This is a genomic window from Massilia pseudoviolaceinigra (assembly GCF_030846505.1).
In the GTDB taxonomy this organism is placed as follows: Bacteria; Pseudomonadota; Gammaproteobacteria; order Burkholderiales; family Burkholderiaceae_D; genus Telluria_A; species Telluria_A violaceinigra.
Genome location: NZ_JAVCWL010000044.1, coordinates 1 through 25,822 on the forward strand (window position 1 = coordinate 1; position 25,822 = coordinate 25,822).

The window sequence follows — 25,822 nt, forward strand, 5'->3', positions numbered from 1 at the left end:
TGGCCTGGGATTTGGAGAAGCCTGCCTCTCGCAGGAACTTCTCAAATTCGGAAAGGCTCGGCAGCCGGCCGGCCTCCAACATGCACTTGACGTCGGCTACGCGGGCGTCATCGTTCATCGGGTTGGTGACCACGCTGATTTCGACCAGGTCTAGCTTCTGCAGGGTGTAGACGCCAGTGTCCTTGTTGACGCTGTAGTCCTTGACGCGGTACCCGATCGACAGACCTGTGATGGTCTTGGTGCTCATGCCCTTGTGCGCCAGGCGCGCGTACGGCGCGTCATCCAGCCAGAGCGACGCCTCACCGAGCAGGCCGTGGTCGTCCTCTTTCAGCGCCTCCCAGGCGCCAATCGGCTGATCCGGCTGGTGCTGCCACAGCACCGGCACCGTTCGGCCTGACTTCTGCCACTTGCTCAGGCTTTCCGCGAACGCGCCGGGGGCAACGATATCGCCGCCCTTGTCGACCACGTTGAACACCGAACCGTAGCCGGAAAAGTTTCCCTTGTCGGTCAGGCTTTTCAGCTCCAGATCAATCGATTTGTGGAGGAGTTGCATTGTCGTTTTCCTTGATTCCAAGCCAGGACAGCACGGCAGACTTGGCCGCCTGGGCGGTGTTGGTGATTTTTCCCAGCAGCGAAAGCGGGATCAGGTTGCTTTGCACGGTCAGCTCGTCGCCGCCAGGCAGCGGTTCCAGGTTCTCCAGCGAACGGCAGAAGTTCCGGGTATAGATGCCGTTTTGCGTCATGACGCTGTAAAGGGCGGCGCGTGAAGCGCTGTCGCCCCGCAGCAGTCCCTCGACGCTGTATTCCGAGAAAAAGCGCGTACGCTCCGCAGGCTTCATCAGTGATTTTGTGATGCCTTGTTCGATGCGCTTCATGTACGCGCGCAGCACGTAGTCGATAAAATTCTGGTTGATCTGCTCGCGGCCGGTGCCCCAGTTCGATACGGCTGTGCCGTGGCCGATCATCGAAGGAGGTATGCCGAACCAGCGGCACAGGTCTTCGACGGTGAATGCCCGCGTCTCGATCATCTGCGCGTCGGCCGGGTGCATCGAGAGCTGCGTGAACTCGGCGCCGCCTTCGAGCAGCTGGAGCTGGCCTGTGCGGGCGTCGCCGAAAACGGCGCCCATCACCTTCGTTTTCATCTGCTCCCGCTGCTCTTTGTTCAGAAATTCCTTGACCGACACCACGCCCTGGGTGCGCATGTTGTTGGCGAACGTGCTGGCCGACGCGCTCTCCGTCGCCGTGGCGCCCGACATCGAACGCCAGCCGGCCGTGATCGGCGAAATTCCCACCAGCCCATCGGTGCCGAAGCCCTTGATGTGCCAAATTTCGCCCTCGGTGAACTCCTTTTGCCCGCGCGGATCGGCGTACATGTAGCTCACGGCGCCGTCCTGGCTGCGGCGAACGGTCATCAGGGCCGGGTTCAGCGGGTCGAGCGCGATGATGCGGCCGGCGGCGCCGTAGCTTTTCAGGCAGTACGCGTTCCCCCACAGGCAAATCTGGGATACCACCGCTTCCCAGAACTCAACCGCCGTCATGTCGGCGTTCGGAGAATCGTGCAGCAGGTAGTACAGCGGGTGCTCGCGCGCCACCACGCGGATCTCGCGCCCGGCTACGACCTTGCGTTCGTAGGTGATCAGCGGCAGCGTGGCGATCGTCTCCGCGATCAGGCGCACGCAGGACCAGACCACCGAAAGCTGCAGCGCCGCGTTCACGCCGGGCGTGCCGCTGCGTACGTCGCCGAGGTTGATCGTGATGTCCTTGTTCAGGTCACGCACGCCGCGGTAGGCGACGGCTTCCCGGATCGAGAAGTACACGCTTTTCAACGCCAGGCCACCGGCCGCTGCTGCCTTGGTAAATAGATTCATGCGTTATTGGTCCGAAAGGTAGTCGTCGAGGGAGCCACCCTTTTGCGGTTCAGCTGTCTGCATCACGCCGATTGCCATCAGCAATGCGACGATGTCATCGATTTTCTCGGGCGCCTTTTTCTTGTCCGGCGCAGTGTTCATGTTCTGGTCGGTGCGCGCGATCAAGTTTGACGCGCACCAGTTGAGCACCGGGTCGTTCCCATGCGCCAGGTTGCCCTCGACATATGCGAGCTCCAAGGCCTGCATCGCGGGGTGGTAGCTCTTCCCGCCCTGGATGAATTCCTGCAATGGCACCTCGGCCGCTTGCAGCTTCTGCACCAGCTGCTTCGCGTTCCAAGAGTCGTACCCGATCATCTGCACGTTGAACCGCGCCTTGGCCGCCAGGACGCATTCCTCGACGGCGTCGTAATCGGTCACTTCGCCGCCGGACTCGATCAGGATCCCGGCCTGCACCCACGCCTGGTAGGGCACGAGGCCGCGCTCGGTGCGCCCATGCACCGCCGCAGCCGGCACGAACCGCCATCCGTGCGTGTAGAGCACGCCCTCCACGTTCCACACCAGGCGGAACGAGGTCAAATCGCGCGTGCTTGCAAGGTCCAGGCCGCCCCAGCAGGGGTATTGCCGCAGCCGTTCCAGGTCGACCGCGCCCGTACAGGCCTTCCACTTGACGAGATTGACCCAGCCGCCGGCCGCTGCCGACGGCCGATTCAGCCGTTTGATCTTGAATTCCGCGTGCCGGCCCGGCATCGACTTCGCCTCGACCGCCTCTTTCCGGATCTCCTTCATCAGAAGTGGGTTCACTTCCATCAGCGGATTGGCCTTAATCCACTTCGATTCGTCGAAGTCGTCATCCGCCGGCGTCCCTTCGCCCTTGTCCTCGTCGTCCACTGCGAAGTAGATCGCCAGGAAGTGGTCCGCGTCGACGAAGCCCTCAAGCAGCTGCTTCGCGAAGTGGCGAATCTCTCCCCACGGCCCCGGGCTCTCGTAGCCCTCGGTCGTCGTGTACAGGAACAGCGGGTTGCGGCGCGCGCCGGCCGCCGACTTGAGCACGTTCAGCAGGTCGTGATTCTTGTGCGCGTGAATCTCATCGATGCCGCAGTGCGACGGGTTCAAACCGTCCTGCGTGCTGGCCTTGGCGTTGATCGGCTTGAACGTGCCGCCGACTTCGTAGCGTGCGATCGCGTTGGCGAAAGGTTCCAGCGTGAATGCTTCGCGCAGATCCGCCAGCTTCTCCACGATGCGCTTGGCGACGTTGAAGACGATGCGCGCCTGTGAACCCGTCGTCGCCGCACTGATCACCTGCGGCCCGTTTTCCGTCTCGCAGCAGAAGCAGTACAGCAGGATGGCCGAGCAGAGGAACGACTTGGCATTCTTCCTGGCCACCGCGAATAGCGCGGTCGTGAAGCGCCGCGTGCCGTCCTGATTGCGGAAACCGAACAGGTTCACCACGAACAGGATGTGCGATGGGTGCATCACCACGTTCTCGGTGTCCCATGTTCCCTCGACGTGCGGCAGTTTTTCGATGAAATCGCAAGCGTCGACCGCATGCCAGGGGTCAAAAATGAACCCGTTCCCCTTCTTCTCCGCCCGTTTCAGGTCGTCGAGAAAGCGCTTTGCGGCCAGGCGCACCCACTTGCCGAACCGCTTTCGGTCCGTATCGGCGACCGCCGCATGGGCATATTCGATGGCGATCGCTACGTAATCACGCGGACCGCTTGCCATTGCCGGCGAACTTGTTCCCTTTTTCTGTTTCGCCAACTGGTTTCACCTTGCCCTGTGCGACCGGCGTTAATCCGAAGTCGTTTGCTAAATTGCGCAGCGTGCCGGCCATGCTCGCGGTCGGCGCCTCGCCTGCCGCGTACAGCTGGACGATCTTGCCGTGCAGCGCGCACATCATGCCGAGGGAGGACAGGCCGCCTTCGGTCAACAGCCGGTTTGCCGTCAAGATCGCGGCGAGCCGGCTCCATTCCCTGACCGCATGCGCGTTGGGGAGCCAGTCCGGCGCCGGCGGCACGTCCGAGAGGATCGGAAGCTCGGCGTTCCCCTCAGGCTTGCGGTCTTTTCTTTCCGTTCCGGCGACCACTTTCAGGCCGTCGGGCTTCCTGCCTGGTCCTGGCATGTGTCCTCCAAAAACCGTTTTTCTATCTTGACCGTGTGAAAAAATGGGTAGAGCGCGGTCCTACAAAATGCAACTTTGTACAGTTTTGACCCGCCCCAGCTTGTTCCACGGATGGAATGTTGTTGGAAACGAATATTCCTGCCGATGACATGGCATATGGGAAACATTTGTGCAGTTGGATTTCGTGGGCACTGGCCCTGCCTGCTCCTATTGCGGAGAGACTGGCCACCCGTCCACGCCGATGGCAAGCTTCACCCGCTTGGCCTTCCCTTGCTCTGCCTCGGTCTTGATGTCGTGGCATGGTGCGCAGATCGCCTGCAGGTTGCTCGGATCGTCTGTGCGTGCGTCAGACCATCCCAGCGCCGCGCACTTGGCCTTGCTGATGATGTGGTCGACCGCGTACGCGATGACGCCGTAGCGGCCCGCCTTGAGGCATACCTGGCACAGGCCGCCGTCCCGCTGCATCACTACCTTGCGGACTCGGTCCCACGCTGCGCCGTAGCCGCGCTCCTGCCGGGATAGCTTGGACCAGGCCATGGTTGTTACTCCTTACTGTCAGCGCGCGGCTTGAGGGTTTGCAGCTTCACGAGGGCGCGCGCACAGCAGTGACGAAATGCGGCGTAATGCGCACTTGGCCAGGCTCGGCGATGCACATTACTTCATCATCCTGAACGATGAGGCGACCCTGTTCGTCGAGTGCGTGCCGAATGATGTATCCGGCTTCTTCGTCTGCGATGACGCAGTCGTGAACACGGACGCCATCCAAATACACGTTCGAGCCCAAGCGTGCGGCGTTGTAGTCGGGGTGCTGCGGGTCGGCTGCGAGTCTCATGGTCTATCCCTTCGGTGGTTGATGGAAGTGTCACCGCCGCTGGAGTGCGATGGCGCGCTAGTGGTAAAGGCCAATTAGCCGCAGCGTGCCTTGATAAACGCCCCCACCCACGGACGGACCACGTAGCCGTATGTCATGCCAGCACACAATCCCAAGACCCAGGCGTGTCCGGGGGATGCGATAGACGCACTTGCGCTCAGCGCATTGAGCGCGACCGCCGCCAACAGCAAGGCCGCATCGCGCGCTGTAGGGAGCCATTGCCTTTCAGCCGACACCGCACGGACGGTGACGCCCTTGTTGATCAGGCGCTTGATCCTCGCCCAGTTCGGTTCGGTTCGGGTGAGCGCGTGGAACAGAGCGAGCGCACGCAGGTACGGCATCAGCCACCATGCTTTGTGTACTTTGAGGCTGATGGTTGTCGTCTTGGTCGTCATGGCTCGGCTTCCGGCTCATCGTTATGCGGGATCAGCCCCCATCCCAGCTGCCGGCGTATCTCGTCCGGCGTGGGCGGCGGCTCGTGTTCGGCGTGCGTGCGCTGGTCCATGTATTCGCTCACCAGGTGCTTGTCGGGCTTGGTGGTCTGCGTCATGGTGGACTCGCTGGGTGGTACAACATATATGGCGGTAGCTGTAGGATTTGAACCTACGCAGCCTTTCGACTGTACGGGTTAGCAACCCGTTGCCTTCGGCCACTCGGCCAAGCTACGTATGATAGAAAACGCAAGTATTGCTTATGCTCAGTGCTACAATACCAACTCTCAGTTCTTTTTTTCCTCTTCCCTGAATCAGTGCTATGCGCACTCGGAGCACCGCATGATTACAAATCGACGTCTTGACACTTCCACTAGTGGTGTGATCACAAAGGCTCTAAAACTACAACGTAGCTTAGGGGTTTGAACCCGCCTTCTTTATGCTACGGGCACAGGGCGTCGACGCTCAGCTAGCACGCGAGCTTTTGAACCAACCTTCAGAGCGGCGAAAAGAAGCAAAGCCAGCAGAGACGTTGGGTCAACCCTCTGCGCCGAGTCCTCGCATCGGGTGAAATTTTTCGGTATATTTGGACAACATCGCGTTATTGCTAGCGACTACCGTTTCTCTATAGCCTATGCCTGCTACTACCGCCCGAAACTGCCTTGTCGACTACTATCAAAGTCCGGAGTTTGCCGATGACGTGGTCGGTCAAATTGGCCAAGACCCTAATAAAGCAAAGATTTACCGTCAACATATTGTCGATCGCCTTAACACAAGCTTGCGGAAGGCCGGCGTTGCTATCTCTGATGCTATGGCTCAAGAGCAGGATCGTTTCGTTTTTGCGGACATGCCAATAGCAGACCTTGTCGCCCAAGCTCGTATCTACGCATTGCAATGGATAAGTGACCAAAATCACAAATCCCCAGAGTAGCAGCGCTGCACCGGCCCTCTCAGCCATAACACCTGTAAAAATGTTGAAGAATTTTGCGCCAAATGCAAAAAAGCCCACAACCGAAAGGAGTGGGCTTCTTTATTTTCGGGCGCAAAAAATCCCGATGGAAGCTATTCTACTATAGCTCCCCAAATTGTCAATGACACACAGAAATAAATTATCGTGTGCTGATGTAGACGATGTCTCCGTAGATGCTTGCCACGTACGCACGCATTGACGCGATTAGCGGCGTCGCGCCGAACATAGTCCTGGGCGCCATGCTAGGCAAGCGACTTATCATAAACGCTTGCCAGCCATGAAGGCCAGTAGGCGGGGCGAGGCCGATTTTTACTGCCTTAATGATCGGCCCACCTACATCCCAGTTGGTCGATGGGTCAAAACTCGTCGGGATTGGCCCGGACAGATCTATGCAGATGCAGCTATCAGTTCCTGGTACTGTCTCGATGCGGAGGTGCTCGGGCGGCGTACCGCATGCTCGCGCGATCCAATAATCGAGATCCGCCCCAAGCAGATTAGAAACGAGTACCGGAATGTCCATTACAACTCATGCTCATAGTGGCGCCGCGCCACGCTTTCGTTGGATGCCGCAATCACAGCGACGATGCTCAGGACTATGCCACTAAGGGTGATAATGGTGAACAGCCCCAATGCAATACCACCAAGCAAAATAGTGAATGTCAGCATGTTGCGGTCTCCTTGAGGTACGCGCATATCCGGTGCGCGACTAGCCGGGTGTTTATCGCTGCAGCGAGTATTGGACGAACCGGACGAACTGCCGGAACGGAGTGCGGCGCGCTCGCGCTGCTGGGCCAGTCCCCCGACGCACCGCTCGTGTCAAACGTACCACCATTGCCTTGGTAGGTGGCGCACGATCAGCGCCGTTTCGATTCTTGGGCCTCGCTCCGGGGCGCCGTGCCACGCAGGTAGGTGATCAGCTCAGCAAAACTTGGACACAACTCTTCCGCGCGGAAGGTGCCACCGCTATCCATCTCCCGGCGTATTGCAGAGATCAAGTCTTTCGGCGTGTTCCCGGCGATCTGCTTTGCCGTGGCCTTTTGCTTGCCCTGGAGGCGCGCGGCCTCGACGTGCTCAGCGATGACGGCGCCGGCGCGGCCGCCGCTCTGGCGAACGATCTTCGCCGCATTGCTGGCGCTGATCTGCTTCTCGGTAACGGCGAGCTTCACGTCGCTGTTCGCGTCAGCGAGCACCAGGGCGTCGCTGACGTTCTGCACCGACCGCCCTACTGCCTCTGCGATTGCCGCCGGCGTCCAGCCCCAGCCGACGAGCTTGCGATACTGCCCGGAGCGCTCCAAAGGCGTTAGGCCCAGGCCCTGCGAGCTGGTGATCAGGTGGATGACGCGCTCGGCATCGCCGCCACGGAACTGCTTGGCGCCCAGCCGGAAGCCGCCATCAGGCTCGCGCACGCCAGGCTCGGCCAACCATTCGACCGCGGCTGTGACCCGGTGGTGTCCGTCGACGGCAATGATGGCGCCATCCTCGATCCGGACCTTGATATCGTCCAGCTCGTTCCCGGCCCGCAGCGACGCTTTGATCGACTCGACGTGCTCGCGGTTGATCGGGCGATTGAACCCAGGTTCGAATTGCACCAGGCGCGGATCAACGCCCCAACTTTTTACGGTCGACACACCCGGCATGCCGCGCTCTTTCATGACCTTGAGCGAAACTGCCGGCTTCTCGCTGCGCTGATTGGCTTGCGCCGACTCGTTCATTTGACCCATTTTTTTTCTCCCATATATTGGCGGAATACGCCGCCTCGCTTTTGAGTGTTGCTGGTGCTGTCCCTGTACTGGCCTCAGAATTTAGGCGAGTCAGCAGGCCACGCGGTCTTTAAGTAGCCTGAACAGGCTGTCGACCGCCTGATCGAACACCTTGCCGAAGTCCGCGCGCCAGACGCCGCGTGTTCTGATGCCGTAGTGCGTCATGACCGCCTCGCGCTCGATGACGCACAGATCCCAAACAGCCGTATGCACCTCGCGCACCAGGTGCTTGTTGACCTCGATTTCCATGTCCTCAAAGCTGTGAATGCGAGCATCCGGCGCACCGAGGCACTGCCGGGGCGCGCCTTCGGCAATCGGTTCACCAGTTCTGATCCATTCGGCCCATCCGTCCAGCAGCCGCAGAACGTTCTCGTAGTGCTCTTGTGCTACGGACCCGCGCACCGCCGGCGGCAGCGTGGCGACGCGAACAGGATTGAGTGCCGGTGGCGCGCTATCCTCAGTCACGTCAACGAAGACGATGTCGGGCACCGGTGGCGTCTTGACGGGCCAGCGCAGCGTGAGTGTCGGGCGCTTGCTCATGGGCGCACCTCGACGCTTTCGGCTGCTGTTCGGGCCAGCGCGGCGTTGTGGCACGCCACCAGGATCAGATGCCAGTCATCGCGGCGGGCCCAGTACGTCGAGCGGCACCAGTTCACTTCTTGCATATCGAATTCCTTCATTTTCAGTAACTCCATCAGGCGCTGCTCAATCTTTGCCGGTATCGGGCGTTCGCTTTTCGTCATGCGTCTCTCTCGGCCATAGTTGTCATTTAGAGGGGTTGGTTGGAACCCCTCCGCAGTCGGTACGTATGAGGGTTAGGTGTTCCCAGCCCTGAGCAAAATCAGCAAAAACTTGTATCGAAAGTGACGTATTCACGGATGGTCAGTTCCGCTACGGCTCGCCCAGGCCGCCCCCTCGCTCGTTCGATTGGCGCACTCTGGTGAATGCGCCTGCCAAACGAGCCAAGCATTCCAACTCTGTACCTCTGTTCGCTCTGGCCTGTGCTCTCAGGCCTCGGCAAGGCCCCCTCTGCGCCTTGTTTGTGCTGTGCCTTAGTGTTCGACGGTGCGGTCGGTCTTTTCGCGGTGTGGGCCGATTCAAGCCCTTGCACGTTTTTTGAGGTGTCGTCCGCTCCACCTGGCGCCGCGCTGTTCGCTTGGCTTGATCAGCCCGACGAAATTCGTCCGGCTGGTACCGCATTCGGCTTCGAACGAAATTCGCACGAAGTCGGATGCGGGCTGCTTGCCCTACTTCGTGCGCAGCAGCCGCGCTTCCCTCATCACCTTCAGCTTGATGTCGGCGAACACGCTCGCCTGCATCTGGAGCACCGTGCGTTTCCGGCTGAAGCTGAACGCTTGGCCTTCCAGCGCCAGCTCCATCTGCTCCATGGCGTAGTCGTTCCAGTCGGTACCCTTGCAGGTTGGCGCCGAGACGCCGACGCCCAGCAGCGCGGCGGCTGCGTGTGCGGCATCAAGGCCAGGGTTACGGCCAATGCGCGCGGCAGTCTCATGGTCGTTGTCGGCGCACACGACGCCCATACCGGAGCGGTCCATGCGCTCCGCGACGACGGGAAGATTTCCGGCGTTGAAAGCGACGATGACGCGGCAGTTCGGGATAGCCTGAAAGATGGTCAGGCCGGTAGCGAAGCCTTCGACCAGGACCGTGACGGCGGCACCAGGCCGCTCGATGGCGTAATAGGCGCTCTTGGTCGTGGCGCCGAAGTGGAATTTCTTCTCGCCGTCCGACGAAATGCGCTGCAGGCTGAGAATCTTGCCGTTGTAAAGCATCGGTACGACAAGCCAGCCATCGGCGTCGACGCGCAGGCCGACGCAGCCGGCCACGCCCAGCCCCTTGTTCACCAGGTACGGGTGGCTGTCGCGCAGCGGTGCGCAGCGATCGTAATAGGCTCGCGCGCCCAGGGTGGCTTCACACAGGGCGTCGCGGCGCTCTACCTGGCGGCGGGCGATAGCAGCGCGGTCGATCGGCGCGGCGAGCGCGGCCGCTTCATCGCTGGCGCGCCACATCACCGGCTCGGCGTGCACGGCGTAATCCTGGCACCAGCCGACCAGGCCATCGTCGGCCAGCTTGATGCTGCCGTTCTTCTTGCGCGGATGACTCTCAGTCTTGCACCGAATCCAGCGGCCAGGCGTGAAGTTGTCCGGCACGATGATGCCGTTCGCCTGGACGAATTGAAGGAAGTCGCTCATGCGTGCGCGTCCTTTTTCTTGGCGCGGCCGTAAGCGATCCGCTTATGATGCAACCAACCGAGCGTTTCGGGGGTAGGAGTTGAAGGCGGTAAGCCCTTCGTGCCTGGCGCCGGCCACTCTTTGAATTTATCCTTGTAGTTGGCCAGCACCCAGCTTTCGCTCTTTGCGTTGTCGATCGCGAACTGACGAAGCTCAGTGTAGAAGTTGCGCTTTGCCTCTGGTGTCGGCGCAGCTTTCTTCGACTTCCCGCCCTTCACTTCTGACAGCGTTCCTTCTGCGTGGAGAACCTCGTTTGTTCGGGCATACACGTGGCCGCACGACGGGCATGCCGGCGCAGGGTCGTGCACCGAAAAGCAATTCGGGCATTTGCGCGGCTTTTTTTCCGTGGCCATCGCCTTCGGCTTCGGCTTGCGGGTTCCGTCATCGAGTTCCGTGGCGCCGTTCTCGAAAAATTCGTGCATCGCACCCCAAAAACGAACGCAGTTGCCACTGTGATCGAGCACGATGCGCTCGGTCTTGCCTGGGTGGATGCGCAGCCCCCGACCGAGAATCTGAATGTGCTCGGACAGACTGGATTTCAACGGGCGCGCCATGATGATGACCTCGACGTCACTCACGTCAAACCCCTTGCTAAGCGCGCTCACGCTGATCAGACCGCGGATGCGACTGTCTGACTTGCTGAATTCTTCGATCAGGGCATCACGCTCGCTGTCGTCGGTTCGGTAGGTAAATAGATCGGTCAGGACGCCTGCATTTGCAAACTGGCGCTGCATTTCTTCGCAGTGGGCGACGTTGCATCCGAAGGCGATGAATTTCTTGTTGGCGCCGTGTTTAAGGTACTCCGACACGCAGTCGCCAATGATTGGCATCGCACGCTCAGCGGTGTCATCGATATCCCACTCGCCCGCCTTAGCCTTTACGCCGGTCATGTCTGGCTCGCTGGCGGCGAATATGCGGTAAGGCACCAGGAATGACTGCCCACCATCCGGGCCAGCAATCAGGTCGTTGGTCGTCACGCCAGATACTACGCAGTCGTAGATTTTGCCCAAGCCTTTGGTTAGAGGGGTGGCCGTCACGCCGATTGCGATTGTGTCGCGGGCGGCCAGGCGGTTCGCGACAGTAGTCGAAATCGTGTGGCATTCGTCGATAACGATAAAATCAGTCTCCGGCCACTCGTCGCGGTTTTTCAGCGTGGCCGCGCTTGCAATTTGGATATGCTCCCACGGCCTAGTGCGCTTGTTTTTCGCTTGGATAATCCCGTGCGGAATGCCGTACCGGTCAAAGGTGTCGCTGGCCTGCTTTATATGTGGCAGCCGATCCACGACAAAGATTGCGCGGCGCTTTTGCGCCAGGCATTTCTTCATGAAGTACGAAACGATCACCGTTTTACCGGCGCCAGTAGGTAGTACTTCGCAGATATTCTTGACGCCGCTGGCGATCTTCTCGAACACGGAACGAATTGACTCGACCTGGTAAGGGCGCAGTTGTATCTGCTCGCTCATGATGGCCTCCGTGCCGCACGTTTAATGAACTCAAATAGATTTCCGTCCTCGCCAATGCCAGCGGCATTGCGCAAATCCTTTAAAAAGGTCTTTTTCTTCTCGACCTCACCCAGGGCATCATTGACATCCGCTAGACGGCTTCGGGCCAAGCTGTCCAGTCGCGCGCACTTCTCGGTCAGCGTGTCGACCTGGCGAGCAAGATCGTCCTGTGTGAGTCGGACTATGTGGGCTTTGAGGTCAGCCACCTCAATGCGTAGCGCTTCGATCTCTGCGGTCAGTCCCTTGTTTTCTTCGATCAATTGGTCGAAGTGATCGTCCTCCTCTGACGGAAGATCAATATCGTCTGCGGCATAGTTAGTCGTAACAACGACGGGCTCGCTCGATACGGCTGGTGCTGGGCGCGGAGCGGCGATCGACGGCGTCGGCGCAGCGGCCGGCGTATTAGTTGGTGAGATTGGTAGCGGCGGGGATGCGTCAGCTTGCAGCTTGCCGATCTTCGCTGTATTTAAATCGTACGTCGAATCGCCGCGCTGGACGGTACGCACATGGGGCGCATCTGTCATCGGATGACAGATAGCTCGACGCACGTCGCCAACGAAGTTATTTGAGACCTTGCAATGCCGAGCGATCTGGCGGTCGCTCCAGTCTTCGCATGCGCTGTTGTCGAGTACCATCTTCACGGCGCTGCGCTTGTCGGCATTTGTACGCGGCAGACCGTGCGTGCCGTTGGCGCCGGCAGAAAAGAGTACCGCGTCGGGCAAAGTACCCACCCGAATGTCGCACGCGATTTCGACCAGGCCGGCGGCTTTATGTGCAAGATAGCGGTGGAAGCCGTCGGCCAGCCAATTGCCTGTGTTTGAGCCGTCACTGAAAACCACGACAGGCGGGAACTGGACGCCCTGCTCCAGCGCCTCTGTGTATTCCTCGACTGTCGCGTTGCTGGTCTGTGCCCGTGACTGAGTACCCGCCAGAATATTGATGGCGTCGAGCCTGAGTGTTCGAATTTCGCTCATGTTGGGCCTACTGCCTGAGAGCCGTTATTGCAACGTGCGGCATCAAGAAATCCCACTCGACCTTCAAGGTGAACATGAGCCCATGGTGCCGCCAGCCGTCAAAAACGAACTTAGTGAGCTTTCGAATTTCGTCCGCAGCAATTGTCATTCCGCGCGAATCATCGCCGTCAATCCCTAGATTCAGGTCGTCGCCGTCCAGTAGGGTTGAGACGAGCAACTCGATTGCGAAGTCCCACTCGCCGTCATTGCTCTGGACGAGAACGATAAAATCCTTGTGCCCATCGCGGAGCGCCAGAATGGGCTGAACTGATGCGCCGGCAGTGTTGCGAATCTCCGGCAGTTGAAGAAATTGGTCAGCCATTACGCGCCCCACAGTTCGAAGCGATTGAACGCGCGGATGACCGTCGAGCCCTTGATCAGCTTGCGGCAGTACAGCTGGATGACGGTGCGTTTGATGATGGTTTTCATGCTGCTCTCCAAAATTTGGGCGTAAAGGGTCCACGCTCCGAGCGGAAAGCCGATCGGCGTTTGGTTCAGGTCAGGTGTAATTAGGGTGCGCTGGCGGTGATCGGGGGCGTGCGTGCGACAGGCTCAATCTCGGTGCGACACACCAGGGGACTCGGCCCGTAGATGTCGTCGAACGTGATCGAAACGCCCGAGGTCGCGGCGTACTTGATCAGTAGCGCTGCAACCTGCGGTGAAGGCAACGCCACACCTGATTCGTAGTGGGAAATGCTGGCCTGGACTACCCCAAGAACATTTGCCAAGTCTGTTTGAGACATGCCGAGGCGGTTGCGTATTTGCCGCATATGGCTTAAGGCGGTAGCCGCGCAGCCGAGCGCATCATCCGCCGTTTCAGCGGGCGATGCCGAGCTTCCACGAATGTAGGCCCAGTCAACGCCATCTGGACGCAACTGCTCGACAGTCAGCGCACCGCCTGACTCACGCTCAAGCGCAATTGCAAGCGCCTCTCGGCACAGCCGGTTTGAGTAGGCGACATTTCGCAAGTGCCCAAATGTCGTGCCACAGCGAGCGGCAAAAGGATTTCGGGCTTCCACCGGGAGGGCGTTTAAGTAGTCGAGAAGTTCCATAGGTCAAACTTTACCATACGTTAAAGTCACACGCAACCATTTGCTAATTTACCAAATGATTTAGTTGAGGTACACTTCGGTTATGGACATATACGAACATCGACGGCAACGCCTGCTTAATCTTCTCGACATTTCCTATGGTGGCATCAGGAAACGGCTCTGTGACGCGAGTGGCTGGAGCGAAGCACGCGTATCCCAGCTGCTTTCCCCCACCTATAGAGACGGGCGTGTATTCACTGAGAAGAATGCGCGTAAACTCGAGAGCGACCTCGGTCTTGAGTGGATGTATTTTGACAAAGGCGCAACGGAAAGCGCGCAGATTACCGACTCTTTTGCGGCGAGCAACCTAATCGCAGCGATGAGTTACGCTGAAGAATCTCGCGAGTTCGTGCGAGTCCGAAAAGTTCGCCTTCGCCTGTCGGCGGGTATTCGAGGCTTCCAGACCGAACTTGATCATAGTGACGGTGGCGGGTTAATGGTGACTCGAAAGTGGCTGAGCGCAAAAGGTTATAACGTCGAGCGCCTGGTGGCGTCGGAGGTTCACGGGGAAAGCATGGAGCCAACCTTGCACGAGCAAGATATCGTGATCATAAACACGGCCGACACGACGCCTGTTGATGGAGGCGTATTCGCCGTGAACTACGAAGGCGAAGCCGTAATCAAGCGCCTGTCACGCGATGCAGGCGAGTGGTGGCTAACGTCCGACAATCTTGACCAGCGTAAGTACCATCGGAAGATCTGCCGAGGGGATGACTGCATAATCGTTGGGAGGGTCGTGATGAAGAAAAGCGAGACGTTTTAGCGTCTAACCCATATGCAACAACTCAGAGCGCCTTTGGCGCTCTTTTTTTGCCCAATCAGAAAAATATATACCTAATGATTGACCACAATATAAACCATATGCTAAAGTTCTGACAGACTTAACCACAGATAAGAAACGGCGACCTTGAGCGAAAGCAGGAAAGTGCAAGACTACTCGGCCTTTGGGGGCTTGACACGACGCTGGCGGCCCTTGCTATCGACTTCCGGGAAAACATATTCGATGCCATGCTTTTCGACAATTTCCTCAATTCTACTAATGAACTGAGCCATGAAATGGGGCGAGTTTGCGACGTTTCCTACTTCATCTTCGGTCAGGGTTCGCTCAAGCCGGGCAACAATTTCAGCATTGAGACTACGCCCAGCGGCAGTAGCAGCGGCTTCGAGTTTCGCCTTTAAATCAGGTTGCATTCGAACGCCGAAGGGCGCGATGTGCGAGGTCGCGGGACGAGTGTAATTTGGGTTTGACATAGCGTCACAGTGTAATCAAAAACGACTTGACCTGATAGCTACATGATGTAATCATTACAGCGTGTAATCATCCCCTGAGGAAAAAATGGCAAGCCAAATTAAGCCCTTCGGTCTTCGGTTGCCCCCAGAACTGAAGCAATGGTTAGCGGACCGAGCAGCTGAAAATCGACGCAGTCTCAACGCTGAAATTATCAAGCGCCTTGACGACACCAAGAAAAAAGGCATCAAGCAATAAGGAAAATTTTGGAAATAGCTCGTCCAAACGGACGATAGAAGGCAATTACATCGCCTCAAGAATTGACTGATTGAGGACGGCCGGCAAGCCGTCCTCCAGTCATACAAACCGCCTGGGTAGAGCCAGGTGGCGGTGGTCCAGGATGTTGACGCATCCGGGGCCGCGTGGATCAGTGCAACCTTTTGAAAGTATAAAATGACCCGACCAACGAATGTTAACATCACTATTTTTAATACGCAAGCAGCGAGTGCAAATGTGTCATTATTGTTGACATGCACCCCAGCATCGCTTAGTGGCTGCGCAGATGAAGTGGATCTGGTGCATCCCCTGGAGCGCGACGAACCGCGCTGCAACATCATCAACGCCCAGGGCGAGGTGCTGTGGTATCAGACCACGGTTGCAGATGCGGAGCGCCTGGCCGATGAGCGGCGGGCCGACGTGGCGCAGTTCCCCAAGTGGCAGGGCGCGCTGACACTGCTCATGATCGAACCATGGGTAAAACCAGAAGCCGTTTTCCCGCCAGCGCGGGATGCTTACCCCCCTCCGTTTCCCGCCGAGCTGCAACGCGATCCAGCGCCAGCATTGATCTACCGTGGCGGCCAGATCGGCCTCGGCGACGATCTCCCACTTGTCGCCGTCCAATGTGGCGCCTGGTTCGGCGACATCCGCATCGAGGAGGCGCTGTTCAACATCGACCGCTTCACCCCATCCTGCCGCGCTCGCATTCTCGCCTGCCTACCACTCCAGTACGACATGGGAGCGGCATCATGATGGCGACGATTGGAACTCGGCTCGATGAGGCAAGGAAGACCGCCGGCTTCAAGTCGCAGAGCGCTCTGGCGCGCGCCTCCGGTGTACCACAGCCGACCGTCAATCGGGTTCTCAACCACCCATCGAACGGGGTTGAGCTCAAGACGTTGCAGGCATTGGCGACCGCCTGCAATGTACAGCTCGAATGGCTCATAGCTGGCCAAGAAAGGCCAGTCACCGCCAAAGAAGCCAAAAGCGACGCTGCCAAGTTGAAGGAGATGTTTGTTGGCTGGCAGAATCGCAAGCGTGATGGTGGCGAGCCTTACTCGCAAGAGTACGCAGCCGATCTTTTGCCCTTTAACCAAAGCGCGTTAAGCCAATATCTAAACGGGAAGATTCCTCTGAATATCGAGGCGGCCACTCAATTTGCGAAGATGCTGGGATGCAGTATTTCCGACTTCAGCCCATCGCTCGCCGCCCGATACGACGATTATCAAGAACTTGCCGTGCCAAGTGGTATGCCAGAACACACCTCTTCCCACGCCAGCGAAGGCAGCAACGCCGCCGCGCCTCCAGTGCAGCAGGAAGCGATTGCCTGCGCAAGCGATGCGGTCAACATTGCGGGCGTTGCTGTTTGTTTCGTCAACAACCGCATTCATCCGATGATTAGCGCCATCGTGGCGCTGGCCGATTTTGAAGACACCGACCCCGCAGCGATCCGGACACGCCTGGGCCTGATCTTGGATTTTGCCAAGTTGGGGCGAATCATCGTTGAGGATGCCGGAGGTTTCTTGGAGTCGGAGCGAGACAGCATGCATGCGAGGCTCACTGCTATGAAGGGATCGACGCCATGAGCGGCCCGACTAAGCCCCAACGTCGCCTCCAGCCGGCGATGCTGATAGCGGCCACTGGTGAGGCGCACCTTACGCGAGACGAGAAGCGCATTCTCGCGGCGTACCGCGCGGTGCCTGCAAGCGGCAACAACAGGGAAACGATTCTGCTTGTGGTCGAAAAGTATGCAGAACTCTGCCCGCGCAGCAAGCGCCCTGCCCTGCACTTGGTGAGCGGGAGTGCAACATGAGCGGCCAGCATACCCAGGGCCTCCTGCAGGTCCGAATCAACGTCATTCTTGGCGACGCCTGGCTGATGCCGGCCGGCGCCAACGCTGAGAACCGCATGCGCGAGGTCGCGCTGGCTAACAACCCGGCAGATGCACGTCGTCTGGCGGCCTGTTGGAATGCGTTCGACGGCATGGCGACCGAACACATCGAGTCGATTCCTGAATGCGGCGTAATTGGGCTGGCGGACTACGCGGCTGACCACAAACGCGAATGCGCTCGGCTGCGCGACGGGCTCGGAGCAGCCGGCGCGCACGACGAGCTGGTGCGCGAACTCGATTTGATGCTGAACGGTCGCGGCGCGCTGGCGCCGACACTTTTCGACATCGTGCAGCAGGTGCGCAGCGAGGGCATCACCAGCGCCTATCCGAACCTCAAGCCGTCGGATATGGGCGGCGACGAAGCGGCATGGCGTGCATTTGCTGATACGCAGCCGTCCGAACTGGACCGCCTCGACGGCGGGCCGCTGCACAAAGCCTGGTTCGATGGCCTGCGGCACGGCCGTTTTACCAACGCCCACCTTTTCTACCTGGCAGCGACGAAGGGCGGTGCAGAATGATCGCCGTGGTGGAGTGCAAACAGATCGACGGCAAACCTGCCTATCGGCTGGAAGGCTGGCCGGCAGGAACATGGCAGACATCGCGTTCACCATTTGACGCGATGATCGATCTGATAGGCCGCACGCTTAACGTTCAGCGGACGACGATCTACACGGCCATCGGTGTCGACGCATCCTCGGCGACCCGTTGCCGTCAAGGCCACCGCGAAATACAGGATGGGTGGCTGCTGCGTATGTCCGACTATTCCGGCATACCGGTATCCGAGCTGCGGCGTGTCGCCGGGATCGGGCCCACTATTCAACCCCATCCGAAAGCGAGAAAAGCATGAGCGCCACTGTCGACGAAGTAGCCATACGACGCCTGGCCGGCCTGGCCAATGTGATCAGCGCGCTGCTGGCGGCGATCCCGATCTTGCAGCCGGAGAGCCGGGCGGATGCGCTGCAAACCTGCGCCAGCATGGCGGCCGATGTGGCCGACGAGCTGGACGACATGACACGGACGGCGCCATGACCCACCGCGCCCACATAACGCCGACAGCCCAAGGGCGTGCCCAATGGCCGACGATCAACAGAACAAGGATTTACCCGATGACCCACCCCAAAAAGTTTCTACGTTTCAATGATGTATCCATGCTGGTCGGCTTAGGCCGCACCACGATCTACAAGAGGATCAAGGCTGGCACTTTCCCGGCGCCCATCCACATTGGCGAAAAGGCAGTGGCCTGGGATTCCGCAGAAATTGAGTGCTGGCAGGCCGCTTGCATCGCAGCGTCGCGGCCGCAATCCGCAATCAAAAGCCCTTTGGTGCATGGTGGGTAGAAAGGTGGGTAGGTAGAATTGAAAAAGCCCCTGTCATAGGGGCTTTTTGCTATTTTTGGCGGAGAGACGGGGATTCGAACCCCGGATAGGCTATGAACCTATACACGCTTTCCAGGCGTGCGACTTCAACCACTCATCCATCTCTCCTGCATTACATCTTCGCTTTCACGAAGCCGCAGATTATAGCAAAGATTCTGCGAAGTATGAAGAAATTTACACCTCCCCCTTACGAGGCCTCCTTCAACTGCTCCAGAATGGCCGGATTTTCCAGTGTCGAGACATCCTGCGTGATGGTCTCGCCCTTGGCCAGCACCCTCAGCAAACGCCGCATGATCTTGCCCGAGCGCGTCTTGGGCAGGTTGTCGCCGAAGCGGATTTCCTTCGGCTTGGCGATCGGGCCGATTTCCTTGGCCACCCAGTTGCGCAGCTCCAGCGCCAGCTTCCTGGCCTCTTCCCCGGTCGGGCGTGCCTGCTTGAGCACCACGAAAGCGCAGATCGATTCGCCGGTCGTATCGTCCGGCTTGCCCACCACGGCCGCCTCGGCCACCATCGGATTGGCCACCAGCGCCGATTCGATTTCCATGGTGCCCATGCGGTGGCCCGACACATTGAGCACGTCATCGATGCGGCCCGTGATCGTGAAGTAGCCGGTATCCTTGTTGCGGATCGCGCCATCGCCAGCCAGGTACATCTTGCCGCCCAGTTCATCCGGGAAGTAGCTGGTCTTGAAGCGTTCCGGATTGCCCCAGATAGTGCGGATCATCGATGGCCACGGCCGCTTGACCACCAGAATGCCGCCCTGCCCGTTCGGCACGTCCGCGCCGGCCTCGTCGACAATCGCGGTCATGATGCCCGGCAGCGGCAAGGTGCACGAACCCGGCACCATCGGCGTCGCGCCCGGCAGCGGGGTAATCATGTGGCCGCCCGTTTCGGTCTGCCAGAAGGTGTCGACCACCGGGCAGCGCTCGCCGCCCACGTTCTTGTAGTACCACATCCAGGCTTCCGGATTGATCGGCTCGCCCACCGAACCGAGCAGGCGCAGGCTGCTCAAGTCGTATTTGGATGGATGCACGCCCGGGTCGACATCGGCCGCCTTGATCAGCGAACGGATCGCGGTCGGCGCCGTGTAGAAGATGCTGACCTTGTGCTTGGCGATGTTGGCCCAGAAGCGCCCGGCGTTCGGGTAGGTCGGGACGCCTTCGAACACGATCTGGGTCGCGCCCACCGCCAGCGGGCCGTAGGCGATGTAGCTGTGGCCGGTGACCCAGCCGATATCGGCGGTGCACCAGAACACGTCCTGCGGCTTGATGTCGAAGCTCCACTTCATGGTCAGCGCGGCCCACAGCAGGTAGCCGCCGCTGGAATGCTGCACGCCCTTCGGGGTGCCGGTCGAGCCGGACGTGTACAGGATGAACAGCGGATGCTCGGCGCCCACCCATTCCGGCTCGCATTCGGCCGCCTGTTCAGCCACCAGCTCGTGCAGCCACAGGTCGCGCCCTTCGGTGAAGGCGATGTTGCCGCCGGTGCGCTTGTAGACGATCACGTTCTTGATGCTCTCGCAGCCGCCCAGCGCCAGCGCTTCGTCGACGATGCTTTTCAGCGGCAGGTGCTTGCCGCCGCGCAGTTGCTCGTCGGCCGTGATGACCGCCACCGCGCCGGCGTCGATGATGCGCTCCTGCAGCGATTTGGCCGAAAAGCCGCCGAACACCACCGAGTGGGTGGCGCCGATGCGCGCGCAGGCCTGCATCGCGGCCACGCCTTCGATCGACATCGACATGTAGATAATGACGCGGTCGCCCTTCTTGATGCCGCGCGCCTTGAGGCCGTTGGCGAATTTGCAGACGCGCTCGTACAGCTCCTGGTAGGTCGCGCGCGTGACGGTGCCGTCGTCCGCTTCAAAGATGATCGCGGTCTTGTCGGCGTTGCCGTTCTTGAGGTTGCGGTCGAGGCAGTTGTACGACACGTTCAGCTGGCCGTCCTCGAACCATTTGTAGAACGGCGCATCGGTTTCGTTCAGGGTCGAGGTGAATGGCTTGTGCCACTCGAGATTCTCGCGCGCCAGGCGCGCCCAGAAACCTTCGTAATCGCCGGCCGCTTCCGCGCACAGCGCCTTGTAGGCATCCATCCCGGAAATGGCGGCGTTGGCGACGAAGTCGGACGGCGGCGCAAACACGCGGCTTTCTTGCAAGCCTTGATTGTCCTGCTGGGTGGAATCTGTTGCTGCCATGCTGGTCTCCATTGGTGGTGTTGTTTTGCTAAAACCATAGTCCCGCTCGCTTACTGCGCCCTTACGTTGCAAATCAGCGAATAAGGTCAACGAGACATTAAAACATGGATAGCGCCAAGAAGCGGTATGGTCACTTGCATTTAAGACAAGATCAATATTCACGCCGAGGCGATTGCATGTGGTTTGCGCCAGATCAATACATTGTCAGACCCAGGCAGGTATCTGCAGCGGAGCCAAGCGCTGGTAAAATGACGCAGCGAAAATTTTTGCTTTACTCTGGAGCCAAGCATTTATGTCTGAACCGATTTTACCGAAAGAACGTCAGAAACTGACCCCCTTGAACAACCTCATTTTCATGAGCCGCTGGCTGCAATTGCCGCTGTATCTGGGGCTCATCCTGGCGCAGTGCGTGTATGTTTTCCATTTTTGGGTTGAACTCAAGGACCTGATCGGTGCCGTACTCGGCAACGAGGCGGCCCTGCAGCATATCTTTGAAGCCGTTACCGTGCCGGGCGCCAGGCAGGCGACCAAACTGAACGAAGCGACCATCATGCTGGTGGTGCTGGGCCTGATCGACGTGGTGATGATTTCCAACCTGCTGATCATGGTCATCGTGGGCGGCTACGAAACCTTCGTCTCGCGCATGCATCTGGAAGGCCATCCCGACCAGCCGGAGTGGCTCTCGCACGTCAACGCATCGGTGCTCAAGACCAAGCTGGCCATGGCGATCATCGGCATTTCGTCGATCCATCTGCTCAAGACGTTTATCAACGCCAATGCGTACGACCCCAAGGTATTGGTCGCGCAGACCGTGATCCACATCGTGTTCCTGCTCTCGGCGCTGGCCATCGCCTACACCGACCGCATCATGATCGGCACCCAGAACCAGTCCAAGACACCCCACTAAGCTAACGAGAATCTCATGACTATCATCAAGCAGGAAGACCTGATCGAATCGGTTGCGGCCGCTCTCCAGTACATCAGCTACTACCACCCGGCCGATTACATCGCCCACCTGGCGCGCGCCTACGAGTCGGAAAAGAGCGACGCCGCCAAGGACGCGATCGCCCAGATCCTGACCAATTCGCGCATGTGCGCCGAGGGCAAGCGTCCGATCTGCCAGGATACCGGCATCGTCAACGTGTTCCTCAAGATCGGCATGGGCGTGCGCTTCGAAGGGTTTTCCGGCACCGTCACCGACGCCGTCAACGAAGGCGTGCGCCGCGCCTACAACTTCGACGACAACAAGCTGCGCGCTTCGATCGTGGCCGACCCGCAGTTCGAGCGCAAGAACACCAAGGACAACACGCCGGCCGTGGTCCACATGGAACTGGTCGAAGGCAACACCGTCGACGTCAAGGTCGCGGCCAAGGGCGGCGGCTCGGAGAACAAGTCCAAGTTCGTCATGCTCAACCCGTCCGACTCGCTGGTGGACTGGGTCATGAAGACCGTGCCGACCATGGGTGCGGGCTGGTGTCCGCCGGGCATGCTCGGGATCGGCATCGGCGGCACCGCCGAGAAAGCCATGCTGATGGCCAAGGAAGTGCTGATGGACGACATTGACATGTACGAACTGAAACTGCGCGGCCCGCAAAACAAGACCGAAGAACTGCGCATCGAGCTGTGCGACAAGATCAATGCGCTGGGCATCGGCGCGCAGGGCTTGGGCGGCCTGACGACCGTGCTCGACGTCAAGATCATGATGCACCCGACCCATGCGGCTTCCAAGCCGGTGGCGATGATCCCGAACTGCGCCGCCACCCGCCACGCGCACTTCGTGCTGGACGGCTCGGGCGCGAGCTACATCGAGCCGCCGGCACTGTCGACCTGGCCGGACGTGCACTGGACCCCGGACACCGAAAAATCGCGCCGCGTCGACCTCAACACCCTCACGAAGGAAGAAGTCGCTTCGTGGACCCCGGGCCAGACCTTGCTGTTGAACGGCAAGATGCTGACCGGGCGCGACGCCGCGCACAAGCGCATCCAGGATATGCTGGCCAAGGGCGAGCAATTGCCGGTCGACTTCAAGAATCGCGTGATCTATTACGTGGGCCCGGTCGATCCGGTGCGCGATGAAGCGGTCGGCCCGGCCGGTCCGACCACCGCCACCCGCATGGACAAGTTCACCGACATGATGCTCGAAAAAACCGGCCTGATCGCCATGATCGGCAAGGCCGAGCGCGGTCCGGCGGCGATTGAATCGATCCAGAAGCACAAGTCGGCCTACCTGATGGCGGTCGGCGGCGCCGCTTACCTGGTGTCAAAGGCGATCAAGAGCGCCAAGGTGCTGGGCTTTCACGACATGGGCATGGAAGCGATCTATGAGTTCGATGTGATCGACATGCCGGTCACGGTAGCGGTCGACTCCAACGGAACTTCGGTGCACAACACCGGTCCAAAGGAATGGGCTGCGAAGATTGAGTCCTTGTCGAGCGTTGGCAAGATTCCTGTCAGCGTGGCCTGAGTGACGAACGAGTGACAAACGCGAGCGTCCCCATGGTGGCTACCGCGCCGGCTACCGCGCCGGCTACCGCGCCGGCTACCGCGCCGATCGGCGTGTTCGATTCCGGCGTGGGTGGCTTGTCGGTCCTGCGCCATATCCGCGCGCAGCTGCCGCATGAGCATTTGCTGTACTTCGCCGATTCCGGTTTTGCGCCGTATGGCGACAAGCCGGAAAGCATGGTGGCCGAGCGTTCGCTGGCGGTTGCGGGTTTTCTGGTGGCCAATGGCGCCAAGGCGCTGGTAGTGGCATGCAATACGGCGACGGTGGCCGCCATCAAGGTGCTGCGCGCGCACTATCCCGACATGCCCATCGTCGGGGTGGAGCCGGGCCTCAAGCCGGCCGCGGCGGCCACGCGCAACGGCAAGGTGGGCGTGCTGGCGACCAGCGTGACCATCGCCGGCGCCAAGTTCCTGCTGCTGCGCGACCAGATCAACGCGGCCAGCGGTACGCAGTTCCTGCTGCAAGGGTGCCCCGGCCTGGTCGATCAGATCGAGCTGGGCGACCTGGGCGCCGACACGATCCGGCAATTGCTGGAACGGTATGTGGTGCCGCTGATCGACCAGGGGGCCGATACGCTGGTGCTGGGCTGCACGCACTATCCGTTCGTGCTCTCGACAATCGGCAAGGTCATCGCCGCGGCGACAGCGCGCGAGATCGTGGTGATCGACACCGGCGACGCGGTGGCGCGGCAACTGGCACGTCTGCTGGGTAGCGCGGGACTGCTCAATCAAGGCAGCGATGACGCACCGGTGCCAGATAGCGTCAACGTCGCCGTGGCTGCCGTCGGCATTGCCGCCGCAGCGACCCTGCAAGGCTATACCAGCGCCAGCGGAACGGCGCTGTCGGTCGCATTTGCCAACTTGCTGGGCGTCGATGCGCCCGTTCTCGAAGTGGTAATTTGAAAATATTTCGCTTTCCCTGCATTTTGATTTGCCAGTTCGCTCAGATGTTTGTATAATCTTTTTCTGTTCGGGAAGCATACGAACAAAATGCAGATTCGATGGTGGCTGTAGCTCAGTTGGTAGAGTCCAGGATTGTGATTCCTGTTGTCGTGGGTTCGAGCCCCATCAGCCACCCCATCGTTCGCATTGAAATCAAAACTCTTTTGTGAAGTCGCATTGCACAATGCGCATCTGACAGCGGTTTCAAATTTCCCATCGACATGGCCACCTGCGAGGTGGCTTTTTAATGCGCGTGCGATATTGCACGGGCCAGTCGACGAGCCGCGGCTCAACAACTCGAACCATCGCTACGCGTGCAACGCACGTTCGGCGGCGCCACGCATCGGCGTTCCACGTTCAGACGATACAGCAGATGATCGCTCGTGCGGCCGATCATCATTATTATTAACAATTTGTCAATGCAATAGCCACGTGTGTTTGCTTGATTCATCCACAGACACGGCGGCGAACACATGAGCAGTCCCACCAAACATATCCCCTGCCTCGATGGCTGGCGCGGCCTGGCCATCATCGCCGTCCTGGTATCGCACTTCAAATGGACGCAAGAACTCCCCTGGCTGGGTGGGTTCGGCGTACAACTCTTCTTCGTGCTGTCCGGTTTCTTGATGGGCAATCTCTTGTTTATCAAGAAGGTGCCGCTGAAGGATTTCTTCGTGCGCAGGATGAGCCGGGTGTTTCCGACGTTCTGGCTGTTTGTCATTGCGATGGCGCTCTACGCGGCCTTCCTGCAACCGGTGCGTCATGTGGCATCGCGCGGCGAGTTGCTCTCCACCTTCGCCTTTTTGTGCAGCTACTTTCCGGCCGATATGAGCATCTGGCATCGCGCCTGGCCGATCGGGCATCTGTGGTCGCTCAGCGTCGAGGAGCACAGCTACATGTTCCTGGCGGCGGGCGCCCTGCTGGTCGGCAACCTGAAGAACAGGTACGCCGGCGCGGCATTCCTGCTCGCCGGTACAGCCGCGATCATGGCCGTCAACGCCTACTACCCTTCGCACCCGCCCGCCGGCGCAACGCCATGGTTCCTGCGTAGCGAGTCCGCCGCAATCGGGCTGGTCGCTGCTGCTGCCTATCGCGTTACCGCGGCAAGCACGCAAGCCACATGGCTGCGCGAAAGTCCCCCATGGCTGCCGGTCCTGAGCTTCATCATGGCAATCGCCTGCTACTCGATTTTTGCCCATAAACGGCTTCAATACACGGTAGGCCCGCTGTGCCTGGCATACACGATCAACCATCTCGAGCGCACGCCGCAGATTGTCAGGCAACTGCTGTCAAGCAAAGTAATGCAGTGGTTCGGCGTCTGCTCATTTTCGCTCTACCTGTGGCAGCAGCCAATTTACTACGCGGTCATCGAGGGTCGCTTCCCGCCTATGGCCGGTTTGGTGGCGGCGATCGCCGTAGGCGCGGCGTCCTACTTTCTTTTCGAGAATCCAATGCGCCTGTATTTGAACCGCAAGTGGGCCGAGCGGCGCCCGCTCCCCGCAGCGACCGCGGCCACCGCGGCCGCTCCCATCGTGTAAGCAACGCAGG

Annotated in this window: 33 protein-coding genes and 2 tRNA genes; 14 read left to right on the forward strand and 21 right to left on the reverse strand. The window is 59.6% G+C overall.

The window, feature by feature from the left end:
* From RBA40_RS29925 to RBA40_RS29960, 8 genes are all read right to left on the reverse strand, one after another.
* On the reverse strand, positions 1–553 hold a 553-nt coding region (locus RBA40_RS29925; protein ID WP_306652244.1), incomplete at its 3' end, for an HK97 family phage prohead protease.
* Complete coding sequence (locus tag RBA40_RS29930; RefSeq protein WP_306652245.1) at positions 528–1,868, reverse strand: phage portal protein; 1,341 nt, start codon at positions 1,866–1,868, stop codon at positions 528–530. The genes RBA40_RS29925 and RBA40_RS29930, both read right to left, overlap by 26 nt.
* Positions 1,869–1,871: 3 nt before the next feature.
* The gene (locus RBA40_RS29935) at positions 1,872–3,626 is read right to left on the reverse strand and encodes a terminase large subunit (RefSeq protein ID WP_306652246.1); all 1,755 of its coding nucleotides are present in this window, start codon (positions 3,624–3,626) and stop codon (positions 1,872–1,874) included.
* Positions 3,571–3,987: a hypothetical protein gene (locus RBA40_RS29940; RefSeq protein ID WP_306652248.1), complete on the reverse strand. Its 417-nt coding sequence runs from the start codon at positions 3,985–3,987 to the stop codon at positions 3,571–3,573. The genes RBA40_RS29935 and RBA40_RS29940 overlap by 56 nt, the downstream gene beginning before the upstream one ends.
* Before the next feature lie 207 nt (positions 3,988–4,194).
* Positions 4,195–4,524: an HNH endonuclease gene (locus RBA40_RS29945; protein ID WP_306652250.1), complete on the reverse strand. Its 330-nt coding sequence runs from the start codon at positions 4,522–4,524 to the stop codon at positions 4,195–4,197.
* 46 nt (positions 4,525–4,570) lie between these two features.
* Positions 4,571–4,819, reverse strand: coding sequence for a hypothetical protein (locus RBA40_RS29950; RefSeq protein WP_306652252.1), 249 nt, complete (start codon positions 4,817–4,819; stop codon positions 4,571–4,573).
* A 74-nt stretch (positions 4,820–4,893) separates the two neighbouring features.
* Entirely contained in the window at positions 4,894–5,253 is a 360-nt protein-coding gene (locus RBA40_RS29955; RefSeq protein ID WP_306652253.1) for a hypothetical protein, read from the reverse strand.
* Positions 5,250–5,408, reverse strand: coding sequence for a hypothetical protein (locus RBA40_RS29960; RefSeq protein WP_306652254.1), 159 nt, complete (start codon positions 5,406–5,408; stop codon positions 5,250–5,252). The genes RBA40_RS29955 and RBA40_RS29960 overlap by 4 nt, the downstream gene beginning before the upstream one ends.
* A 515-nt stretch (positions 5,409–5,923) precedes the next feature.
* On the opposite strand from RBA40_RS29960, the gene RBA40_RS29965 reads away from it, so the two are divergent.
* Positions 5,924–6,220 carry a hypothetical protein gene (locus tag RBA40_RS29965; protein ID WP_306652255.1) on the forward strand — a complete coding sequence of 99 codons (297 nt, stop codon included), beginning with the start codon at positions 5,924–5,926 and terminating at the stop codon, positions 6,218–6,220.
* A 178-nt stretch (positions 6,221–6,398) separates the two neighbouring features.
* Here RBA40_RS29965 and RBA40_RS33630 read toward each other — a convergent pair whose 3' ends face one another.
* The 10 genes from RBA40_RS33630 to RBA40_RS30010 all read right to left on the reverse strand — a co-directional run bounded on the left by RBA40_RS33630 (position 6,399) and on the right by RBA40_RS30010 (position 13,832).
* Positions 6,399–6,779: a phage protein NinX family protein gene (locus RBA40_RS33630; RefSeq protein ID WP_374710564.1), complete on the reverse strand. Its 381-nt coding sequence runs from the start codon at positions 6,777–6,779 to the stop codon at positions 6,399–6,401.
* The gene (locus tag RBA40_RS29970; protein ID WP_306652257.1) at positions 6,779–6,925 is read right to left on the reverse strand and encodes a hypothetical protein; all 147 of its coding nucleotides are present in this window, start codon (positions 6,923–6,925) and stop codon (positions 6,779–6,781) included. Before RBA40_RS29970 ends, RBA40_RS33630 begins: the two co-directional genes overlap by 1 nt.
* Before the next feature lie 188 nt (positions 6,926–7,113).
* Positions 7,114–7,980 carry a ParB/RepB/Spo0J family partition protein gene (locus tag RBA40_RS29975; RefSeq protein WP_306652259.1) on the reverse strand — a complete coding sequence of 289 codons (867 nt, stop codon included), beginning with the start codon at positions 7,978–7,980 and terminating at the stop codon, positions 7,114–7,116.
* Positions 7,981–8,070: 90 nt separating this feature from the next.
* Positions 8,071–8,559 carry a hypothetical protein gene (locus RBA40_RS29980; RefSeq protein WP_306652261.1) on the reverse strand — a complete coding sequence of 163 codons (489 nt, stop codon included), beginning with the start codon at positions 8,557–8,559 and terminating at the stop codon, positions 8,071–8,073.
* Positions 8,556–8,762, reverse strand: coding sequence for a hypothetical protein (locus RBA40_RS29985; protein ID WP_306652262.1), 207 nt, complete (start codon positions 8,760–8,762; stop codon positions 8,556–8,558). Before RBA40_RS29985 ends, RBA40_RS29980 begins: the two co-directional genes overlap by 4 nt.
* 504 nt (positions 8,763–9,266) lie before the next feature.
* Positions 9,267–10,226, reverse strand: coding sequence for a toprim domain-containing protein (locus RBA40_RS29990; protein WP_306652263.1), 960 nt, complete (start codon positions 10,224–10,226; stop codon positions 9,267–9,269).
* Positions 10,223–11,728 (reverse strand): DEAD/DEAH box helicase, encoded by a 1,506-nt coding sequence (locus tag RBA40_RS29995; RefSeq protein ID WP_306652266.1) that lies wholly within the window; start codon positions 11,726–11,728, stop codon positions 10,223–10,225. The genes RBA40_RS29990 and RBA40_RS29995 overlap by 4 nt, the downstream gene beginning before the upstream one ends.
* Positions 11,725–12,741, reverse strand: a complete 1,017-nt coding sequence (locus RBA40_RS30000) for a hypothetical protein (protein ID WP_306652267.1) — start codon at positions 12,739–12,741, stop codon at positions 11,725–11,727. Before RBA40_RS30000 ends, RBA40_RS29995 begins: the two co-directional genes overlap by 4 nt.
* 7 nt (positions 12,742–12,748) lie before the next feature.
* On the reverse strand, positions 12,749–13,102 hold the full coding sequence (locus RBA40_RS30005) for a hypothetical protein (RefSeq protein ID WP_306652269.1): 354 nt from the start codon (positions 13,100–13,102) through the stop codon (positions 12,749–12,751).
* A gap of 187 nt (positions 13,103–13,289) precedes the next feature.
* A complete protein-coding gene (locus RBA40_RS30010; protein ID WP_306652271.1) occupies positions 13,290–13,832 on the reverse strand; it encodes a helix-turn-helix domain-containing protein in 543 nt (180 codons plus the stop codon).
* An 82-nt stretch (positions 13,833–13,914) separates the two neighbouring features.
* On the opposite strand from RBA40_RS30010, the gene RBA40_RS30015 reads away from it, so the two are divergent.
* On the forward strand, positions 13,915–14,634 hold the full coding sequence (locus RBA40_RS30015; protein WP_306652273.1) for a S24 family peptidase: 720 nt from the start codon (positions 13,915–13,917) through the stop codon (positions 14,632–14,634).
* Between the two features lie 170 nt (positions 14,635–14,804).
* On the opposite strand, the gene RBA40_RS30020 is transcribed toward RBA40_RS30015, so the two are convergent.
* Positions 14,805–15,062 (reverse strand): Arc family DNA-binding protein, encoded by a 258-nt coding sequence (locus RBA40_RS30020; RefSeq protein WP_306652274.1) that lies wholly within the window; start codon positions 15,060–15,062, stop codon positions 14,805–14,807.
* 145 nt (positions 15,063–15,207) lie between these two features.
* Between RBA40_RS30020 and RBA40_RS30025 the strand changes: the two genes are divergently transcribed.
* The 7 genes from RBA40_RS30025 (at position 15,208) to RBA40_RS30055 (ending at position 18,603) form a co-directional block, all read left to right on the forward strand.
* Positions 15,208–15,357 carry an Arc family DNA-binding protein gene (locus tag RBA40_RS30025; RefSeq protein WP_306652276.1) on the forward strand — a complete coding sequence of 50 codons (150 nt, stop codon included), beginning with the start codon at positions 15,208–15,210 and terminating at the stop codon, positions 15,355–15,357.
* A 195-nt stretch (positions 15,358–15,552) separates the two neighbouring features.
* Positions 15,553–16,128 (forward strand): hypothetical protein, encoded by a 576-nt coding sequence (locus tag RBA40_RS30030; protein WP_306652277.1) that lies wholly within the window; start codon positions 15,553–15,555, stop codon positions 16,126–16,128.
* Positions 16,125–16,961 (forward strand): helix-turn-helix transcriptional regulator, encoded by an 837-nt coding sequence (locus RBA40_RS30035; protein WP_306652278.1) that lies wholly within the window; start codon positions 16,125–16,127, stop codon positions 16,959–16,961. Before RBA40_RS30030 ends, RBA40_RS30035 begins: the two co-directional genes overlap by 4 nt.
* A 223-nt stretch (positions 16,962–17,184) precedes the next feature.
* Positions 17,185–17,784, forward strand: coding sequence for a hypothetical protein (locus RBA40_RS30040; protein ID WP_306652280.1), 600 nt, complete (start codon positions 17,185–17,187; stop codon positions 17,782–17,784).
* Positions 17,781–18,113 carry a hypothetical protein gene (locus RBA40_RS30045; RefSeq protein ID WP_306652282.1) on the forward strand — a complete coding sequence of 111 codons (333 nt, stop codon included), beginning with the start codon at positions 17,781–17,783 and terminating at the stop codon, positions 18,111–18,113. Before RBA40_RS30040 ends, RBA40_RS30045 begins: the two co-directional genes overlap by 4 nt.
* Complete coding sequence (locus RBA40_RS30050) at positions 18,110–18,295, forward strand: hypothetical protein (protein ID WP_306652284.1); 186 nt, start codon at positions 18,110–18,112, stop codon at positions 18,293–18,295. The genes RBA40_RS30045 and RBA40_RS30050 overlap by 4 nt, the downstream gene beginning before the upstream one ends.
* A 77-nt stretch (positions 18,296–18,372) precedes the next feature.
* On the forward strand, positions 18,373–18,603 hold the full coding sequence (locus tag RBA40_RS30055; protein WP_167075929.1) for a helix-turn-helix transcriptional regulator: 231 nt from the start codon (positions 18,373–18,375) through the stop codon (positions 18,601–18,603).
* A 56-nt stretch (positions 18,604–18,659) separates the two neighbouring features.
* Here RBA40_RS30055 and RBA40_RS30060 read toward each other — a convergent pair.
* Both RBA40_RS30060 and acs read right to left on the reverse strand, forming a co-directional pair.
* Positions 18,660–18,750, reverse strand: a tRNA-Ser gene (locus RBA40_RS30060).
* A gap of 79 nt (positions 18,751–18,829) precedes the next feature.
* Positions 18,830–20,830: an acetate--CoA ligase gene (gene acs / locus RBA40_RS30065; RefSeq protein ID WP_306652286.1), complete on the reverse strand. Its 2,001-nt coding sequence runs from the start codon at positions 20,828–20,830 to the stop codon at positions 18,830–18,832.
* 292 nt (positions 20,831–21,122) lie between these two features.
* On the opposite strand from acs, the gene RBA40_RS30070 reads away from it, so the two are divergent.
* The 5 genes from RBA40_RS30070 to RBA40_RS30090 all read left to right on the forward strand — a co-directional run bounded on the left by RBA40_RS30070 (position 21,123) and on the right by RBA40_RS30090 (position 25,812).
* On the forward strand, positions 21,123–21,737 hold the full coding sequence (locus tag RBA40_RS30070; RefSeq protein ID WP_306652288.1) for a YqhA family protein: 615 nt from the start codon (positions 21,123–21,125) through the stop codon (positions 21,735–21,737).
* Between the two features lie 15 nt (positions 21,738–21,752).
* Positions 21,753–23,294 (forward strand): fumarate hydratase, encoded by a 1,542-nt coding sequence (locus RBA40_RS30075; RefSeq protein WP_306652289.1) that lies wholly within the window; start codon positions 21,753–21,755, stop codon positions 23,292–23,294.
* Positions 23,295–23,326: 32 nt separating this feature from the next.
* Positions 23,327–24,235 (forward strand): glutamate racemase, encoded by a 909-nt coding sequence (gene murI, locus RBA40_RS30080; protein WP_306652291.1) that lies wholly within the window; start codon positions 23,327–23,329, stop codon positions 24,233–24,235.
* A gap of 101 nt (positions 24,236–24,336) precedes the next feature.
* Positions 24,337–24,412: transfer RNA gene (locus RBA40_RS30085), tRNA-His, on the forward strand.
* A 335-nt stretch (positions 24,413–24,747) separates the two neighbouring features.
* Positions 24,748–25,812: an acyltransferase family protein gene (locus RBA40_RS30090; protein WP_306652292.1), complete on the forward strand. Its 1,065-nt coding sequence runs from the start codon at positions 24,748–24,750 to the stop codon at positions 25,810–25,812.
* The last annotated feature ends 10 nt before the right edge of the window (positions 25,813–25,822 follow it).